Raw genomic sequence first — 17,460 nt, forward strand, 5'->3', positions numbered from 1 at the left:
AGGTCGCTCTCCCATGATTCTCCCCAGGAATCGGTGCAAGAGCAGCCCCGTCAGGGAAGCCCGCCGCACATCTCAAACGCTCGCGCCCGGAGATGCATAGGTGGGCTCGCACGTCACACGCTAATGCGTTCTGCGCTGAGTTCGCTGCCCCGAAAACCCGGGGCACTGTAACGGTGCCCTGGGATTTGCGGGCGTCGAATATCAAGCGCTAGCCTTCCGCTACCGAGCCGGACAGGCCGCCACAGGGTGCCGCCTGGTGGCGGCGCCGCGCGTAGTTGCCAGGGGGAATACTGGTGGTGGACTCGATCGATCCTTTGCGCCCGGATCCTCATCTGATCGCCCTCGTCGATGACCACTCGATCGTCTCTGTTGCCTTCGAGGCGCTCCTGGCCGTACGGCCGGATCTGGAGTACGTCGGATCGACCGAGACAGTCGAGGAGGTCCTCGACCGTTTCCCGAGGCTGGATCTGGTTGTTCTGGACATCCGACTCTCGGACGGCTCCTCACCAGTCAACAACGTCGCTCGATTGTCGAGCGCTGGTGTGAAGACACTGGCGTTCACCTCCGGTGAAGACCCGTATCTGGTTCGACTGACGGCGAAGACCGAGGTCCTCGGCATCGTGAGGAAGTCAGAACCGCCGGAAGTGATCCTGGATGCCGTCTCCGCCGCCGCCAACAATCAGCCTGTCGTGTCTGCCGAGTGGGCGTCCGCCGTCGACGCCGATCCGGAGTTCGACCGAGCCAACCTCAGCCCCCAGGAACAGCGCGTGCTGGCGATGTTCGCCGATGGAGCCAAGGCGCAAGCCGTGGCCTATGCGAATCAGATCTCCCCCGCGACGGTGGAAGACTACGTCAGACGCATTCGTGCGAAATATGTGCGCGCGGGCCGCCCCGCGCCGACGAAGGTCGACCTTTACAAGCGCGCCGTCGAGGATGGATTCTTACCGTCCCCCAGTAGCCCCGGAACCGCATGACGATGATGGCGTTTCGTCCTGGACTGGCCGAGACGCGATTTCTGCGCACGATTGCTGTCGCCTTCGGCGTCGCGACAGTGGTGTTCGGGGTCCTCGCCGTGCCGAGCATCCAGATCCAGTCGCCTTCGATGACTGCGTGGTGGTCCACAGCGGCGCTTCTCGTGACTTTCGGCGTGCCGTTGGGCATGGCGATCGCAGCCCCGTGGAGCTCATCACGCTCGATCAAGCGGTGGGCTGCTTGGATCGCAGTGTCGCAGTTGGTTGTCCTCGTAACGTGGGTTCCCTTCATGCAGGCGTCCGAACTCCCCGCGGAATCCAGCCAGCCGTGGGTTTTCGGGGTCACGGCGTTCGGCGTGACGGGCGCGGCGATGGCGTGGTCGGGACGGTGGCTGTGGCTGTACCTCCCGGCTACCGGGTTCCTCGTCCTGGTGGATCGAGCCCTCAGCTCGCCGCAGCCTTTCGCAGTGGCATTCGCTGATGCACTGTACGCAGTCATGTTCGGTGCGGTGATTGCGGCCCTCGTGTCGGTCACGCTTGTTCGGGCGGCGGAACTGGATGCCGCGGCGGCAAGCGCCCGCGAGGAGACGGCCGTCCAAGCAGCCCGCCGCTCTGAACATCGGCAACGCTCGCGGGTGAAGGCCCTTCTACACGATCAAGTGCTCGTGACCTTGCTCGCAGCAGCACAGGCGAGCAGCCTGCTGAGGGGCGCCGCCGCGGCGCAGGCGAAGAACACGCTCGCAAAGCTCAAGGAATACGAGTCCGGCGGGGCCTCGGTCGAGGGCCGGTCGCCTCGCGAGTTCGTGTGGCACCTACAGGCCATCACCACGGAAACCGACCCGGGTGCGGTGTTCTCGTACCACGTCGCGGAAGACGCCCATCCCGTGGCGGCCCACGCCGCTCAGGCCCTCGCTGAGGGTCTCGGCGAAGCGTTGCGGAACGTCGTGAGGCACGCTGAACTTCCGGGCCGCGAGCTGCACCGGGAGGTTCACGTGGACGTGGCGACGTCCGGCGTGCGAGTGGATGTTCTGGACGACGGGCGCGGATTCGACCCCAACACGGTGCCTCCCGCCCGACTTGGCATCGCAGTCAGCATCCGGGAGCGGATGGCGACTTTGCCCGGCGGATCCTCGGACGTCGTGTCGCTGCCCGGGCACGGTACGCGCGTCGTCCTCGAGTGGGCGCCGGCATGAGTGTCGGTGCGGTCGGGGAGCCGGCGGTCGATGTCGCCCGGTTCTTCAAGCTGACAGATCGAGCTGGGCAGGGCATCCTGCTGCTGTTCGTCTTGACGCAATGGGTGCTGGCCATCAGCACCATCGGGTCGGTGCTCGTGCCCTGGGTCAGCATCCTGGCGGTGCTCCTGGTCAGTGCCAGCGCTGTCGTGGTCATGCGTCCGGGGAGCTTTCCCCTATCGATGCTGAGGACCTCCCTCGTGGTGGGCAGCGCAATCGTCACCACCGCGATGGTGACGTGGAATCTGCCGACGGATGGCTGGCCGGGCTACGCGGCGTGGCACCTGGGAGCCAACTCTCTGGTGTTGATGGCACTCGGAATTCGTGGACGGATCGTTCAGGCGTGGGCGGCAATGGGCGGCATGGCAGTGATCTGCGTCGCGTGGACTGTCAGCACGGGGCAGGGCGTGGTCGCCGGAATCGACCTCATCGATCGGCACGCCGGCACGCTGCTCATCGGGACGATGTTCGCGGTAGGTCTTCGGCCGACCGCACGGGCGATCGCGCAGTATTATGCCGCCGATCGCCGTCGGGCCGCACAACAAGCGGAGACCGAGGCGGGCGAACGGGAACGTCGCCGTCAGACCGCCCGGCTTCAGGCGGAGGTGGAACCCGTCCTGAATCTGATCGCCGCTGACCAGCTCGCCGACGAGCACCGCGAGGGCATCCGCGCTTTGGAGGCATCCCTCCGAGACGAGATCCGTGCCGGCGCACTTCTCCACGAACCGCTGGTTTCGAGCGTGCATCGCGCGCGCGGGCGCGGAATCGATCTGCTCCTTCTCGACGACAGCCAGGGATCACTTCCCTCGAAAGCCGACTTCCGGGATGCCATTGCGTGGGCCGCCGGCGCCGTCGACAGCCTGGAGCGCGGTCGGGCGGTAGTCAGGCTCCGCCCGCCGCACCATGAACGTTTCGTATCGCTCCACATCGAAGACGCGGAGCACTCGCGAACGCTCGAGTTTCCCGTGCTTTGAGGCTGGTCGAGGCGACGGTCAGGCGGTCGGGTCCTCGCCACGAGACAGGTCGTCCCAGTCGTCGATGGCGCGCGATCCGGCCGCATCATGGGGGCGGGAACCGGCAGGCGACACCGTCCTCGGCGCGTCGTCGGTACGGTACCGGCGTCCCGTTCGGGACCAGCGGTGAGCGGTCGCCAGCACGAACCCGCCCGCGATGATCAGCACGGCCCACACCACCAGAGTGACGGCAGGCCAGGGGGTCGCCTGGATCGATGCGACGAGCTTCGCAACCGACGCCTCCCCCGTGATGCCGGTGGACTCCGTGACCACGGACGCGACGGCGGAGACCGGATGCTCGAACACCACCCGCGCGGTGAGCCAGGCGAGCACGCCGCCGATGAGCACCGCGAGCGCGCCGAACACGTAGCGGAGCGCGAGGCCGACGATCGAGAGCGCCGCACCGAGTGCGAGCACCGCGAGACTCAGGGGCGCCAGCACGGGCACGGCCGATGCACCGGGCACCTCGAGGGCATGGTGCCCGCCGTCCGCGAGCACGACGGTGAGCCAGGTCTGGGTCGACGAGATCACGCCGAGCGCCCCGCACAGCACCGTGACGATGACGGAGAGCAGCCGCCCCCGGCGGATCACTCGGCCGGCTCCGGACCGCGAACAGCCCCGAGGTCGCGGCCGTCGAAGCAGGTTCGGGTGCCGGTGTGACAGGCGGCGCCCACCTGTTCGACCTCGACGAGGATGGCGTCGCCGTCGCAGTCGAGGCTGACGCCGCGCACCAGCTGGATGTGCCCGGACGTGTCGCCCTTGCGCCAGTACTCCTGGCGGGATCGCGACCAGAAGGTGACGCGGCCTTCGGTGAGCGTGCGACGGAGGGCCTCGGCATCCATCCATCCGAGCATGAGCACCTCGCGGCTGTCCCACTGCTGGATGATGGCGGCGACGAGGCCGTCGCCGTTGAACGTCACGCGCGCGATGCGCTCGTCGACCGTGTCGCTCATGGTGCCACCTCCCGCACCGCGATGCCCTCGGCCACCATCGCCGCCTTCACATCGCCGACCGTGAGCTGTCCGGAGTGGAAGACGGATGCCGCGAGCACGGCGTCCGCTCCGGCCGCGATGGCCGGCCCGAAATCCGCGGCGGAGCCGGCGCCGCCCGAAGCGATCACCGGCACGCTGGCGACCTCGCGCATGAGGCCCACGAGCTCGAGGTCGAAGCCCTGCTTGGTGCCGTCGGCGTCGATGGAGTTGACGAGCAGCTCCCCCGCGCCGCGCTCGATGGCTTCTCGCGCCCACTCGAGCGCATCGAGCGTCGTCTCGGTGCGACCGCCATGCGTGGTGACGACGAAGCCGGATTCGGTGGCGGGCGAACGCTTGACGTCGAGCGACAGCACCAGCACCTGCGCACCGAAGCGGTCGGCGATCTCGTCGAGGAGCGGGGGCCGGGCGATGGCGGCCGAGTTGACGCCGATCTTGTCGGCGCCGACCGACAGCAGGCGCGCCACGTCGTCGGCCGACCGCACGCCGCCGCCGACGGTGAGCGGAATGAAGACCTCTTCGGCGGTCCGGCGCACGACGTCGTAGGTCGTCGACCGCTCGTCCACCGTGGCGGTGACGTCGAGGAACGTGATCTCGTCGGCGCCCTGCCGGAAGTACTCGCGGGCGAGTTCGACGGGGTCGCCCATGTCGCGCAGGTTCTGGAAGTTCACGCCCTTGACGACCCGCCCGGCGGCGACATCGAGGCACGGGATCACGCGGCAGACGAGGCTCATGACGATGCTCCGCCCATCACAGCCTCGCGTTGTGGATCGCGCTCACCAGGATGGCCCGCGCGCCGATGCCGTACAGGGCGTCCATGACCTGGTTGACGCCCTTGCGGGGACTCATCACGCGGACGGCCACCCAGGCCGGGTCGCGGAGCGGTGAGATCGTGGGCGACTCGATGCCCGGGGCTATCGCGACCGCCTGGTCAACGAGGTCGGCCGGGAGGTCGTAGTCGATAAGGACGTACTGCCGCGCGACCAGGACGCCGCGCAGGCGGCGCAGCAGCGTCTCGGTGCCGGGGATGTCGGCGGGACCGGCGATCAGCACCGCCTCCGAGCGGAGGATCGGGGGCCCGAACACCTCGAGGCCCGCCTGGCGCAGGGTGGTGCCGGTCTCGACCACGTCGGCGACGGCATCCGCCACGCCCAGCCGCACGGCCGACTCCACCGCCCCGTCGAGCGGGACGAGATCGACGGCGATGCCGCGTTCGTCGAGGAACGCGTCGACGAGACCCGGATACGACGTCGCGATGCGCTTGCCCTCGAGATCGCCCAGGTCGGTGAACGTGCCGGTCGGCGCGGCGAACCGGAAGGTCGATCCCGCGAAGCCGAGCGCCTCGACCTCGCGCGCGCCGGGCATGCGGGCGTCGAGCAGCAGGTCACGACCGGTGATCCCGACGTCGAGCGCGCCCGAGCCTACATAGGTGGCGATGTCTTTGGGGCGCAGATAGAAGAACTCGACCTCGTTCTGAGGATCGATGACGTGCAGGTCCTTGGGGTCGCGACGGCCGGTGTATCCGGCTTCGGACAGCATCTCCGCGGAGGTCTCGGCGAGCGAGCCCTTGTTCGGCACGGCGATTCGCAGCATGGCGGCGTGGCTTTCGGGTTCGAGGATGGATCGGGGCGCGCGCTCAGAGATGTCGGTAGACATCCTCGAGGCTCAGCCCCTTCGCGAGCATCAGCACCTGAAGGTGGTACAGCAGCTGCGAGATCTCCTCGGCTGCGGCATCCGTCGACTCGTACTCGGCGGCCATCCAGACCTCGGCGGCCTCTTCGACGATCTTCTTGCCGATCGCGTGGACGCCCGCGTCGAGCTGTGCGACGGTTCCCGATCCCTCGGGGCGCTCAGCCGCTCTCGCGGCGAGCTCGGCGTACAGCGTGTCGAACGTCTTCACTATGCCAGGGTATCGCCCTTCCCCGCACCCGCTGCGCGCGTTACCCGGGACCGCGGGACGGATGCCGCATCACCGCGAGACGGCCGCGACACCTGTTCCGGCGAGATACCGGGCGCTACCCTTCTGTCCAGGGGGCGGACTGGGGGCTGCCATGGCAGCGGTCATCGAACTGGAGATCGGCACCGGGGACTACTCGGGTGCTCGCACCGTGCGCGTGCTCCGGGCCAGCGGCAGCGAGGGCGGGCGCATCGGCTTCGAGCTGGATGTGGACGGTCTCGCCGCGCGGCGCGGTGCGGTGGAGGCGACGGTGCTGGCCTCGTCGGTGCCCACGCGGCGCGTGCTCACGCCGGGCGAGAGCGAAGTGCAGCAGATCGGCGCCGAGCTGTTCGACCGGCTGTTCGACGGTGACGTCGGCACCGCGTACCGCACGAGCCGCGCAGTCGCTCAGGCGCACGGCGAGAGCCTCCAGCTGCGGCTCCGGCTGATGGACCCTGCGCTGGCCGCCCTGCCATGGGAAGCCCTGTACGACCGGTCCCACGGCACGTACCTGTGCCGCAAGGAGTCGCTCATCCGGCAGATCGCCGCACCCGAGTCCCTCGTGCCGCTTCGCGTGGAGCCGCCGATGCGGATCCTCGGTCTCATCGCTTCGCCGCGCAACCTTCCGGCGCTGGATGTCGAGGGGGAACGGCATCGCCTGGAGCAGGCGCTCGCCCCGCACGTCGCGGCAGGCCTGGCCGAGCTCGACTGGATCGAGGACGTGACGTGGGATCGCCTCCACGGGCGCCTCCTCTCGGAGCCGTGCCACGTGCTGCATTTCGTCGGCCACAGCCGCTACGAGGACGAGACCGACGAGGGCGTGCTCGCGTTCTGCGGGCCGGATGGACGGGCGGACTACGTCGGGGCGGCCGCGCTCGCAGACCTGCTCGACGAGGCGGAGCCGGAGCCGCGGCTGGTCGTCCTGAACTCCTGCATGTCGGGAGCCGGTGGCCTGAACGAGCTGTACTCGGGCACCGCAGCCGCCCTCGTGCGCGGCGGGATCAGCGCCGTCGTCGCCATGCAGTTCACGGTGAGCGACAGCGCAGCGCTCGCCTTCGCCCGCGGGTTCTACGCCGCGCTGGCGCACGGGCGCTCCATCGACGACGCGACGCGCAGCGGCCGGATCGCCATTCTCGGTCTCGGGCGCGACACGCTCGAGTGGGTGACGCCGGTGCTGTACCTCCGGGGCGAAGACACGCGGCTGTTCACGGTCGACGCGGCGAAGATCGCCCAGCTGCGCGCACCGGCGCCCGCCCGGGACGCGGCATCCGTCACTCCCGCGCCCCCGCTCGACGCGCCGGTCCCCCGTGAAGCCGAGCCGCGAGCGGAAGAGCTCCCTGCCGCCCCCGAGCCCTCGGAGCAACCGGCGGCCGCCGCGGTCGCGTCGGCCCCGCTGCGGGCGAGCACCGCCGAGACGCACGCCGCCGGGCCGCCCGCGCCGCCGCCGAGAGACGAGCCCGCGAGCGCCGGGGCTGCGGAGACCGACGGGGACGAGACCGCCCGGCGCCCCCGCGGCCGGCGGGCACTCGTGGTCACCCTTTCGGTGCTGGCTCTCATCGCGCTGCTCGCGGGCGGGTATCTGCTCGTCTCGGCGTTCCCGCGTCAGCCGGTGACAGCGGCCGGTTCGACCGAATCCGCCACGCCGACGGCCCCCGCCCCTTCAGCGACCACGCGGGCCCTCGTCATTCCCAGCAGCCAGCTCTGGACGTCGACGGGCATCCCCTGCGTCTCGGGCGACCCGCTCAAGATCAGCGCCGAGGGGATCGTCCAGCATGGCAGCGCAGCCGACCGGGTGTCAGGACCGGACGGCATGGCGGGCGAGGTGCTTCCGACCAACGTCGTCGACGACGCCAATCACGCCGCCCTCATCGGGCGGATCGGCGACGCCGGCATGCCGTTCTTCGTCGGCTCGTCGTACGACGAGCCGTGCAACGCGGACGGCGTTCTGTTCCTGGGTATCAACGACGAGGGCTACGAAGGCAACATCGGAGACTTCGACGTCACCGTCACCTACCTGCAGTAAGGAGACCCGGATGTGTCCGATCGTCGCGTTCCCCTCGGACGAGGGCGACATCCTCGTGGAAGTCTCGGCACCTCACGGTGCGTCGACGCCAGGAGGCATCGTGACGCGCGGCGGCGCGAGCGCCGAGGGCGGCCTGGTCGAGCGGTCGCAGCGGCGGTTCGAAGACGCCGTGGAGCGCGTCGAACCCGCCGTGCGCGTGCTGGTGGACCGGCTTGCGCGCCTGCCCGCGGCACCCGACGAGATCGAGATCGTCTTCGGGATCCAGCTCAGCGCCGAGTTCGGGGCGATCGTCACCAACGCGACCTCCACCGCGAACTTCGCGATCACGATGCGCTGGAGCCGCGGGAGCCGCAGCGGGCCGCCCGACGGAGAATCCGTCCCCGCCTGAGACGGAGATCAGTGCGCGTGATGCGCTGTCGCTGTCGCGCGCAGGCCGGCGATGGCGTTGCCAGGGTCGCCCGCGCCGAACACCGCGGATCCCGCGACGAAGGTGTCGGCGCCCGCCTCGGCCGCCTGCAGGATCGTGGACTCGCCGATCCCGCCGTCCACCTGGAGCCAGACCGACGACCCGCGGCGCCGGGCCTCGTCGGCCAGGCGGCTGAGCTTCGGCATGGTCTCGGGCATGAAGGACTGTCCGCCGAAGCCCGGCTCGACGGTCATCACGAGGATCTGGTCGAAGTCGTCGAGAAGATCGAAGAGACCCTCCACGGGCGTGGCCGGCTTCACTGCGATGCCCGCGCGTGCGCCGATGCCGCGCAACCGGCGGGCGAGCGCAACCGGCTCCTTCGCGGCTTCGAGGTGGAAGGTCACGGAGGCCGCTCCGAGCTCCGCATAACCCGGCGCCCAGCGGTCGGGATTCGTGATCATGAGGTGCACGTCGAGGGGCACGGGGCTCGTGGCCTGGATGCGCTCCACCATCTGCGGACCGAACGTCAGGTTGGGGACGAAGTGGTTGTCCATGACGTCGACGTGGACGAAGTCCGCCGTCGCGATCCGGGAGAGCTCCGACTGCATGTTGACGAAGTCGGCGGCCAGGATGCTGGGATTGATGCGGATGCCGACCTGGCGGCCGTTCTCGTCGATCGGGGGCACCCGTCCATTATGGTCGACCCGTGGACCCCATCACGGCGCTGCTGCACGAGGTTCTGGAAGACGTCCGGGCCCGGGACGGCGGCTCACCGGCGGCCTACATCCCGGAGCTCGCGGAGGCGGATCCGGATCGCCTGGCGCTCGCGGCGGTCGGGCCCCGAGGTCGCGTACGAGCGGTGGGGGATGTCACCCACGAGTTCACGATCCAGTCGATCTCGAAGCCGTTCGTGCTCGCTCTGGCGCTCGCCGACCGCGGGCGGGATGCCGTGCTGCGCAAGGTGGGAGCGGAGCCGAGCGGCGAGCCGTTCAACGCCATCAGCCTCGAGCCCGGCACCGGCCGCCCCGCCAACCCGATGGTCAACGCCGGCGCGATCGCGACCTCCGCGCTGATCGCCGGCGAAGGCATCGACGACCGCACGTCGCGGATCGTCGAGGGTCTCTCGTCGTTCGCGGGGCGCTCGCTGTGGGTCGACGAGCAGGTGTACGCCTCGGAGTCGGCGACCGGCGACCGCAATAGGGCGCTCGCCCACCTCCTGCGCTCGTACGGCGTCATCGACGGCTCCGTGGAGATCGCCGTCGAGACGTACTTCCGTCAGTGCTCGCTGCTCGTGACCGTGCGCGACCTCGCGGTGATGTCCGCGACGCTCGCGTTCGGCGGACTCAACCCCGTCACCGGTGAGCGGGTCGTCGACGAACCCGTCGCTCGCGATGTGCTGTCGATCATGACCAGCTGCGGCATGTACGACTACTCGGGCGAGTGGCTCCTCCGGGTGGGGCTGCCCGCCAAGAGCGGGGTGAGCGGCGGACTCCTCGCCGTCGCGCCTTCGCAGTTCGGCGTCGCCGCGTTCAGCCCGCGCCTGGATGCCCACGGCAACTCCGTGCGCGGCATCGCGCTCATCGAGACGCTGAGCGACCGATTCGGGATGCACCTGCTCGAGCCGCACGAGAGCGTCGCGGTTCCCGCGTTCACCGTCGAAGACACCGATCGCGGCAGGGTGCTCCGCCTGGCGGGCGAACTGGGGCTCGCGGGCACGGAGCGCGTGATCGCGGTGCTGCGGGAGATCGCGGAGGCGCTTCCCGAGGGTGCGGAGATCACTGTCGACGCGCGTGAACTGGGACGCGCGCACCCCGCCGCGCTCGTCGCCTTGCGCACGGAGTTCGAGCAGATGCCGCACGGCATCCGCCTGCGCGAGTGAGTGTCCCGGCGGTCAGACGCGGCGCAGGAGCGACACGGACATCGCGTCTGTGTTGTGCCGGTGGGGCCAGAGTTGCGCACGTCCGCTGCCGTCGGCCTGCGCCGGAAGGCCGGGGTCGGCATCGGCGAGGCCGCCGATGACGTCGCGGGCGGAGAGCTCCTCGAGGGCGCCGTCCCACTCCCGGCGGATGTCGCCGACGACCCCCGCCGTCTCGGCCAGGTGCGGCGAGCATGTCACATACGCGACCACGCCGCCCGGGCGAAGCGCTCCCACCGCCGCGTTCAGCAGCTCGCGCTGCAGCTCCGTGAGGGCCGGCACGTCGCTGGGCGCCTTGCGCCAGCGGGCCTCCGGCCGGCGGCGCAGCGCACCCAGGCCCGTGCAGGGCGCGTCGACGAGGATGCGGTCGTAGGCGCCGATCGCCTCCCCGGCACGCAGCCGGCCGTCCTCCTCCGAGACCGGCACGTCCAGCGGCACGCCCGCGAGGGCCTGTCGGACCAGACCGGCGCGGGCGGGCGAGATCTCGTTGGCCTCCAGCGTCGCGCCGTGCGCGAGCGCCTCGGCGGCGAGCACGGCGGTCTTGCCTCCGGGTCCCGCGCACAGGTCCAGCCACCGCTCCCCCGGCGTGATCGGCAGGGCGCGAGTGAGCGCGAGGGCTGCGAGCTGCGACCCCTCGTCCTGCACGCGGATGCGGCCGCCCGATTCGCGTACGAGCGAGTCGGGATCGCCGCCGCCCAGCCGGAAGCCGATCGGCGAGAAGGGGGTGCGGCGCGCGCCTTCCGGCACGTCTGCCAGGTCGGGCAGTGCCGCCATCGTGACACGGGGCGAAGCGTTGTCGGCGGTGAGGAGGGCTTCCAGCTCGTCGGCGCGACCCTCGGCGGCCAGCGCGCGCCGGAACGCGCGCACCACCCACACCGGGTGCGAGAACAACAGGCCCAGCTGCTCGTCGTCGGAGCGGGCGCTCGCGGCGACGTGCGTCATCCAGTCGCCGGGGGTGTCGCGCGACACACGCCGGAGTACGGCGTTCGCGAACCCCGCTGCCCCTCGGCCTCCGGCGCCGCGCGCGAGCTCGACGGACTCGTTGACCGCGGCATGCGAGGCGACGCGCGTCGACAGCAGCTGGTGCACGCCCAGCCTGAGGGCGTCGAGCACCGCCGGATCGATCTCGGCGACGGGCCGATCGGCGGCGATCGAGATGACGGCGTCGTACGTGCCTTGGCGCCGGAGCGTGCCGTACGTCAGTTCGGTGGCGAGCGCCGCGTCGGCCGTCGACAGGCCGGCGCGGGCGATCGCCGTCGGCAGCAGCAGATTCGCGTAGGCATCCGACTCGTGGACCGCGCGGAGCGTGTCGTAGGCGACGCGGCGGGCCGCGACCGTGCGGCTCACGATCCGGCCACCAGAGCGGTGTCGCGGAGCCCCCGCCACCAGTCGGCGGCGGGCATGGCGCCCTTGCCGGCCGGCTGCACGCGGTCGAGGGCGACGGGCGTCGTCGCCGTGCCGACGAGCACGCGCTTCGCGTGGAGGGCGAGGGCGCCGGGCGCCAGCAGGGGGGCGCCTTCGGGTGCGGATGCGGCCGCCAGCACCTTGAGGCGGGCGCCCTCGATCGTCGTGTGGGCGCCCGGCTGGGGCGTGACGCCGCGGATGCGCCCGAGCACGGCGACGGCAGGCTCGTCCCAGCGGATGCGGCCGTCGTCGTCGCCGAGCTTCGACGCGTACGTGGGCTCGCCGTGCTGGGGGCGGGCGACAGCGGAGCCGGCAGCGATCTCGTCGACGATGCCTGCGAGGAGCCCGGCGCCGTCCTCGGCCAGAGACTCCAGCAGCTCGCCTGCGGTGGCGCCCGGCGGCACGTCGATCGCGAAGTCGCCGAACACGTCGCCGGCGTCCAGTGCGGGCACGAGCTGGAACACGGCCGCGCCGGTCCGGGCATCGCCTGCGATGAGGGCGTGCTGAACGGGCGCCGCGCCCCGCCACCGCGGCAGCAGCGAGAAGTGCAGGTTGATCCAGCCGTGTGCCGGCAGCGACAGCAACGGCTCGCGCACAAGCCCTCCGTAGGCGACGATCACGCCCAGCTCCGGCTCGAGCGCGGCGATCTCGGCGGTGACGTCGGCGTCGAGCCGGTCGGCGCGGATGACGGGCAGCCCCAGCTCCGCCGCAACTGCGGCCACGGGTGACGGCGTGAGCACCCGCTTGCGGCCGAGTGGTGCGTCTCGCCGGGTGACGACCGCGGCGATGTCGTGAGCGGATGCCGCGAGCCGCCGCAGTGACGGCACAGCCGGTTCCGGCGTGCCGGCGAAGACGAGGCGCATGACGGTCCTGAACGTTGAGGGTCAGAGGTCGAGATCGGGCACGTCGACCCGAACCCTCAGTGTATTGGCGGGTCCGGGGGTGCGCCCCTTCGCCGGACGGCGGCCCTTCATCGCGTGGCTCACGACCGAGGCCCGCAGGCTCTCCGTCACGCGAGCACCGAGGCCGTAGTCGAAGCGCACGAGGGCGCGAACGGTGTCGTCGTGCGCGACCGGCCCGAGCACCGCCTGGGCGTCGAGCTCGGGAACGACGCGGCGCAATTCCGCCAGCGCGGAGTCGACAGCGCGCCGCGGGCCCTCGACGGCGGCCACGCGAACGGTCGGCGGCATTCGAAGGGGTGCGCGATCGGCGAGCTCCGCGCGCGCGTAGGCCGCCTGCGTCCACGTCGCGAATGCGCGGGCGACCTCTCCGCCCACGCCGACCAGATGCACCGGCGCGCCCGGAGCGGCCAGTGCGGCGGCGTTCGACCACCACCTGAGACAGGACTCCCCGATACGCAGGTCGTCGGCCATCAGCATGCGATCGCCGTCGAGGAGGATCACCGCGCGATAGCCTCCGGCGGCGAGCGGCTCCGCGCCGCGCGTGGCCACCACCAGCGCCGGTCGGCCGTCGACCTCGGTGACCGGGTGATCGCCGTCGGCCACGATCACGCGCGTTCCCGGGAAGGCGCGGCCCAGCTCGTCGGCGGTGCGCTCACTGCCGGAGGACGCCATTCTCAGCAGCGTCGACGAGCATTCCGAGCACGCCCACGCGTGCGCCGCGCGACCGCACCACGAGCACGTCGGCACCGCGCCCTGTCGCGCCGCATGGAGAGGACCGCCGCAGTGCGGGCAGCGGGCCGGGTGCCGGCACTTCGCGCAGACGAGCACGGGCGCGTAGCCGGGACGGGCCACCTGCACCAGCACCGGCCCCTCGGCGAGCGCCTCGCGTGCAGCGGCGAAGGCCGATGACGGCACCCGTGCACCGCGCGACTCGCCCTCGCGCGTGGCGCTGAGCACCACGCGCGGGCTCACCCGGCGGGCTGCCGGGAGGTCGCGGACCCAGCCCACCGCCACCAGGCGCTCGACATCCGTCGTGCGCGTGTGGCCGGCGAAGAGCAGCGCCCCGCCGTCGAGTTCCTGGCGCAGCAGCGCGGCGTCGCGCGCGTGCACGCCGGGACTCAGCGGCTCGCCGAGAAGCGGGTCGCCATCGTCCCACAGTGCGACGAGGCCCAGTTCGGAAACGGGTGCGTACACCGCCGAGCGGTTGCCGATCACGACGCACGGCGCATCGGAGAGCGTGCGCAGGAAGGCCGCGTAGCGGGCGGGCCCGCTCTGCTTCGCGTCATCGCGCACGAGGGCATCGCCGGGAACCCGGTCGGCCAGCGCCGCCTCGAGCTGAGCCCGGTCGCGGTGATCCGGCACGGCGATCACGGCGCTGCGACCGGCCGCCAGCACGCGCGTCGCAGCGGCAGCCAGCAGCGCAGCCCACGAACCGACGACCCTGCCGTCGTCCAGGCGGGCGGGATGGGGCGGCGCGTCGACCGCCAGGCGCTCCCCCGCCTCGAGCGCGTCCGCGAGACCCGGGTAGACCGCGAGCACCTCCTCCGCCCAGACGGCGTCCGCGTCATCCACGTCGGGCCGCCCCGGCTGTCCGGCGGCGACCCAGGCCTTCTCGGCGCGCACCATGCGCTTCGGGATCGCGAGGCGCAGGATGTCGCCTGCCGATCCGGCCGCGCGATCCGCGGCGCGCCGCGCGAGCGCGTACAGGCGGGGCGTCAGCACCGGCACCGGCGACACCACCGCTTCGAGCTGCGAGAGCGGCCGGTCCGAGGCATCCGGCTCCCCGACCTCCACCAGCAGGCCGTCGACGACCCGGCCTGCGCTGCGCAACGGGACGCGGACGCGCACGCCGGGCACGGCGTCGGCAGCGAATTCGGCGGGGATCTCGTAGTCGAAGAGACGGTCGAGCTGCGGGAGCGGCGAGTCGATGAGCACCCGTGCGACACGGCGTGCGCGCCTCGCACCGGGGTTGTCGTCGTGCACCGCGGTCACGCGGTCGGGATCAGAGCCCGGCTGCCGCGCGCAGCGCGTCGGCGCGGTCGGTGCGCTCCCACGTGAAGTCCGGCAGTTCGCGGCCGAAGTGGCCGTACGCCGCGGTCTGCGCGTAGATCGGGCGCAGGAGGTCGAGCTGGTCGATGATCGCCTTCGGCCGCAGGTCGAAGACCTCGAGGATCGCCTGCGTGATGACCTCGTCCGTCACGCGACCGGTGCCGAATGTCTCGACGTAGAGGCCGACCGGCTTGGCCTTGCCGATCGCGTAGGCGACCTGCACCTCGAGGCGGTCGGCCAGACCCGCCGCGACGGCGTTCTTGGCGACCCAGCGCATCGCGTACGCGGCCGAGCGGTCGACCTTCGACGGGTCCTTGCCGCTGAAGGCCCCGCCGCCGTGGCGGGATGCCCCGCCGTAGGTGTCGATGATGATCTTGCGTCCGGTGAGCCCGGCGTCGCCCTTCGGGCCGCCGATGACGAAAGGCCCGGCCGGGTTGATGTAGAACTTCACGTCGGGAAGATCGAGTCCGGTCGCCTCCAGCACCGGGTCGATGACCTCGGCCCGGACCGCGGCGCGCAGAGCCTTCTGCGATATGTCGGGGTGGTGCTGTGTCGACAGCACGACCGACTCGACGGTCTTGGGCGTGGCCCCGTCATACCCCAGTGTCACCTGCGTCTTGCCGTCGGGGCGGAGGAACGGCAGCTCGCCGGAACGCCGCACCTCCGCGAGGCGCTCGGCCATGCGGTGGGCCGTCCACGCGGCCATCGGCATGAGCTGCGGGGTCTCGGTCGTGGCGTAGCCGAACATGATGCCCTGATCGCCGGCGCCCTGCAGGTCGTGCGGGTCTTCGGAGCCGTCCTCGCGCCGCTCGAACGCCTTGTCGACGCCTGCCGCGATGTCGGACGACTGCGCTCCGATCGACACGCTCACACCGCACGACTCGCCGTCGAATCCGGTCTCACTGGAGGTGTACCCGATCCGGTTCACGACGCCGCGCACGATCGCCGGGATCTCCACGTACGCGGAGGTGGACACCTCGCCCGCGACGTGGACGAGTCCCGTGGTGACGAGCGTCTCGACCGCGACACGTCCGTTCGGGTCGGCCTCGAGGATCGCGTCGAGGATGGAGTCCGAGATCTGGTCGCAGATCTTGTCGGGGTGGCCCTCGGTGACGGATTCGGACGTGAACAGACGCAGGTCGGTCATCGATACTCCAGTGGAGGGTGCTCGAACTAGGTGGGCTCCGGGCCTGGCGCCGCGCCGGACGCCGAGGGGGCGGACACCAGTATGCCCCCGGAGACGGACATCGCCGTCTTCGGGGGCACAGGGGTCGTAACGGGACTACTCGGCGCGCCGCAGGCGCAGCTTGTCCTCGTGGATCTCGTGCATCGCGATCGTGAGCGGCTTGTCCTCGACCGTCGAGTCGACGAGGGGACCGACGTTGTCGAACAGGTTGCCCTCGTGCAGGTCGGAGTAGTAGTCGTTGATCTGGCGCGCGCGCTTGGACGCGAAGATGACGAGCTGGTACTTCGAGTCGACCTTCTCGAGCAGGCTGTCGATGGGGGGCTCGATGATGCCCTGGTTCGTTCCGGCCATGGCGAAACCTCCTGGATCGGATGTCGGAATGGGAGTCTGCGGATGCCTCGGTGCCGAGGCATCCCACCATTCTACGTGAAAGGCGGGATCCCAGCCGAAAGGCGCGTCACCGCGCCAGGCGGGCGACCTCGTCGGCCGCACGGGCGAGGTCATCGTTCACGACGCGGTAGTCGAACTCACCCTGCGAGGCGAGCTCGATCTTCGCGGTGCGCAGCCGCCGGGCGCGCTCCGCCGCGTCCTCGGTGCCCCGGCCGATCAGGCGCTGGACGAGTTCGTCCCAGCTCGGCGGCAGGAGGAACACGAGCGTCGCAGAGGCGTCGGCTTCACGCACCTGACGCGCACCCTGGAGGTCGATCTCGAGGAGGACGGTGCGCCCCTCCGCGAGAGCCTTCTCGATGGGTGCCCGGGGCGTGCCGTAGCGGTAGGCGTTGTGCACCGTCGCGTGCTCGAGAAGCTCGCCGCCCTCGATCATCCGGTCGAACTCCGCGTCGTCGACGAAGAAGTAGTGCTCGCCGTCGACCTCTCCCGGCCGGGGCGCACGTGTCGTCGCCGACACCGAGAGCACGATCTCGGGGTGGTGCTCCTTGATGTGAGCGGCAACGGTGCCCTTGCCCACCGCGGTCGGCCCGGCCAGCACCACGAGACGGCTGCGGCCGCCCCGGGGTTCCGTCTCGGGCCACCGCTGGTCGAGGAAGCGGCGCAGATCCTCGCGCTGGCGCGAGCCGAGGCCGCCCAGGCGCTTGACGGGCGAGATCTCCAGGTCGTGCAGGATCCGGTCGCGCTTGCCCTCCCCGATGGCGGGGATCGCCGTCAGGAACTCGGGGACGCGCATCGCGCCGGCCGGCGAGGCGGGGTCGGCGAGAGCCCGGCGCAGGAGCTCCTGCGGCGTGATCACCCGCATGGCGACGTCCTTCTTCAGGGCGGCGCGCTCGCGGCGTGCGGCGACGGCGCGACGGGATGCCGCCACACGATCGACCTCGGGCGGCCTTCCCGGCGAGCCCGGGCCCGGGGATGGCGTCCCGTCGGGCAGCGCCTGTGCGCCAGGGGTGCGGGGCGAGTCCCCGCGGGGGTCAGTGCGCGATT

Annotated in this window: 18 protein-coding genes; 6 read left to right on the top strand and 12 right to left on the bottom strand. The window is 71.2% G+C overall.

Annotated elements, in window-relative coordinates:
* The first annotated feature begins 296 nt into the window (after nucleotides 1-296).
* Genes ACN9MP_RS08285 through ACN9MP_RS08295 form a run of 3 tightly spaced genes read left to right on the top strand, consistent with a single transcriptional unit; the run spans nucleotide 297 to nucleotide 3,177 of the window.
* Nucleotides 297-974: a LuxR C-terminal-related transcriptional regulator gene (locus ACN9MP_RS08285; RefSeq protein ID WP_426325538.1), complete on the top strand. Its 678-nt coding sequence runs from the start codon at nucleotides 297-299 to the stop codon at nucleotides 972-974.
* Nucleotides 971-2,164 (top strand): sensor histidine kinase, encoded by a 1,194-nt coding sequence (locus ACN9MP_RS08290; protein ID WP_426325540.1) that lies wholly within the window; start codon nucleotides 971-973, stop codon nucleotides 2,162-2,164. The genes ACN9MP_RS08285 and ACN9MP_RS08290 overlap by 4 nt, the downstream gene beginning before the upstream one ends.
* Nucleotides 2,161-3,177 (top strand): hypothetical protein, encoded by a 1,017-nt coding sequence (locus ACN9MP_RS08295; RefSeq protein ID WP_426325542.1) that lies wholly within the window; start codon nucleotides 2,161-2,163, stop codon nucleotides 3,175-3,177. Before ACN9MP_RS08290 ends, ACN9MP_RS08295 begins: the two co-directional genes overlap by 4 nt.
* A gap of 18 nt (nucleotides 3,178-3,195) precedes the next feature.
* Here the strand turns inward: ACN9MP_RS08295 and ACN9MP_RS08300 are convergent, their stop codons facing one another.
* Genes ACN9MP_RS08300 through ACN9MP_RS08320 form a run of 5 tightly spaced genes read right to left on the bottom strand, consistent with a single transcriptional unit; the run spans nucleotide 3,196 to nucleotide 6,105 of the window.
* The gene (locus tag ACN9MP_RS08300; protein WP_426325544.1) at nucleotides 3,196-3,807 is read right to left on the bottom strand and encodes a Trp biosynthesis-associated membrane protein; all 612 of its coding nucleotides are present in this window, start codon (nucleotides 3,805-3,807) and stop codon (nucleotides 3,196-3,198) included.
* The gene (gene hisI, locus ACN9MP_RS08305) at nucleotides 3,804-4,169 is read right to left on the bottom strand and encodes a phosphoribosyl-AMP cyclohydrolase (protein ID WP_426325546.1); all 366 of its coding nucleotides are present in this window, start codon (nucleotides 4,167-4,169) and stop codon (nucleotides 3,804-3,806) included. The genes ACN9MP_RS08300 and hisI overlap by 4 nt, the downstream gene beginning before the upstream one ends.
* A complete protein-coding gene (gene hisF, locus ACN9MP_RS08310) occupies nucleotides 4,166-4,939 on the bottom strand; it encodes an imidazole glycerol phosphate synthase subunit HisF (RefSeq protein WP_426325548.1) in 774 nt (257 codons plus the stop codon). The genes hisI and hisF overlap by 4 nt, the downstream gene beginning before the upstream one ends.
* A gap of 16 nt (nucleotides 4,940-4,955) precedes the next feature.
* Entirely contained in the window at nucleotides 4,956-5,798 is an 843-nt protein-coding gene (gene hisG / locus ACN9MP_RS08315) for an ATP phosphoribosyltransferase (protein ID WP_426325550.1), read from the bottom strand.
* A 43-nt stretch (nucleotides 5,799-5,841) separates the two neighbouring features.
* Nucleotides 5,842-6,105 carry a phosphoribosyl-ATP diphosphatase gene (locus ACN9MP_RS08320; RefSeq protein WP_426325553.1) on the bottom strand — a complete coding sequence of 88 codons (264 nt, stop codon included), beginning with the start codon at nucleotides 6,103-6,105 and terminating at the stop codon, nucleotides 5,842-5,844.
* Between the two features lie 151 nt (nucleotides 6,106-6,256).
* Between ACN9MP_RS08320 and ACN9MP_RS08325 the strand changes: the two genes are divergently transcribed.
* Together ACN9MP_RS08325 and ACN9MP_RS08330 are read left to right on the top strand one after the other, a co-directional pair.
* The gene (locus ACN9MP_RS08325) at nucleotides 6,257-8,164 is read left to right on the top strand and encodes a CHAT domain-containing protein (RefSeq protein ID WP_426325557.1); all 1,908 of its coding nucleotides are present in this window, start codon (nucleotides 6,257-6,259) and stop codon (nucleotides 8,162-8,164) included.
* A 10-nt stretch (nucleotides 8,165-8,174) separates the two neighbouring features.
* The gene (locus ACN9MP_RS08330; RefSeq protein WP_426325559.1) at nucleotides 8,175-8,552 is read left to right on the top strand and encodes a CU044_2847 family protein; all 378 of its coding nucleotides are present in this window, start codon (nucleotides 8,175-8,177) and stop codon (nucleotides 8,550-8,552) included.
* An 8-nt stretch (nucleotides 8,553-8,560) separates the two neighbouring features.
* Here ACN9MP_RS08330 and rpe read toward each other — a convergent pair whose 3' ends face one another.
* A complete protein-coding gene (rpe, locus tag ACN9MP_RS08335; RefSeq protein ID WP_426325560.1) occupies nucleotides 8,561-9,256 on the bottom strand; it encodes a ribulose-phosphate 3-epimerase in 696 nt (231 codons plus the stop codon).
* Between the two features lie 20 nt (nucleotides 9,257-9,276).
* Here rpe and glsA point away from each other — a divergent pair, with 20 nt between their 5' ends.
* Nucleotides 9,277-10,449, top strand: coding sequence for a glutaminase A (gene glsA / locus ACN9MP_RS08340; RefSeq protein ID WP_426325562.1), 1,173 nt, complete (start codon nucleotides 9,277-9,279; stop codon nucleotides 10,447-10,449).
* Between the two features lie 12 nt (nucleotides 10,450-10,461).
* Here the strand turns inward: glsA and ACN9MP_RS08345 are convergent, their stop codons facing one another.
* The 6 genes from ACN9MP_RS08345 to gmk form a co-directional block, all read right to left on the bottom strand.
* Nucleotides 10,462-11,832, bottom strand: a complete 1,371-nt coding sequence (locus tag ACN9MP_RS08345; RefSeq protein WP_426325564.1) for an RsmB/NOP family class I SAM-dependent RNA methyltransferase — start codon at nucleotides 11,830-11,832, stop codon at nucleotides 10,462-10,464.
* Nucleotides 11,829-12,752, bottom strand: a complete 924-nt coding sequence (fmt, locus tag ACN9MP_RS08350; RefSeq protein WP_426325566.1) for a methionyl-tRNA formyltransferase — start codon at nucleotides 12,750-12,752, stop codon at nucleotides 11,829-11,831. Before fmt ends, ACN9MP_RS08345 begins: the two co-directional genes overlap by 4 nt.
* Before the next feature lie 21 nt (nucleotides 12,753-12,773).
* On the bottom strand, nucleotides 12,774-14,783 hold the full coding sequence (locus tag ACN9MP_RS08355; RefSeq protein WP_426325568.1) for a primosomal protein N': 2,010 nt from the start codon (nucleotides 14,781-14,783) through the stop codon (nucleotides 12,774-12,776).
* Nucleotides 14,784-14,793: 10 nt separating this feature from the next.
* On the bottom strand, nucleotides 14,794-15,987 hold the full coding sequence (gene metK, locus ACN9MP_RS08360; protein WP_426325570.1) for a methionine adenosyltransferase: 1,194 nt from the start codon (nucleotides 15,985-15,987) through the stop codon (nucleotides 14,794-14,796).
* A 135-nt stretch (nucleotides 15,988-16,122) separates the two neighbouring features.
* Nucleotides 16,123-16,377, bottom strand: coding sequence for a DNA-directed RNA polymerase subunit omega (gene rpoZ / locus ACN9MP_RS08365; RefSeq protein WP_018170775.1), 255 nt, complete (start codon nucleotides 16,375-16,377; stop codon nucleotides 16,123-16,125).
* A gap of 106 nt (nucleotides 16,378-16,483) precedes the next feature.
* On the bottom strand, nucleotides 16,484-17,344 hold the full coding sequence (gene gmk / locus ACN9MP_RS08370) for a guanylate kinase (protein ID WP_426325958.1): 861 nt from the start codon (nucleotides 17,342-17,344) through the stop codon (nucleotides 16,484-16,486).
* Nucleotides 17,345-17,460 lie beyond the last annotated feature (116 nt).

This window comes from Microbacterium sp. E-13 (genome assembly GCF_049912955.1).
Taxonomy (GTDB): Bacteria; Actinomycetota; Actinomycetes; order Actinomycetales; family Microbacteriaceae; genus Microbacterium.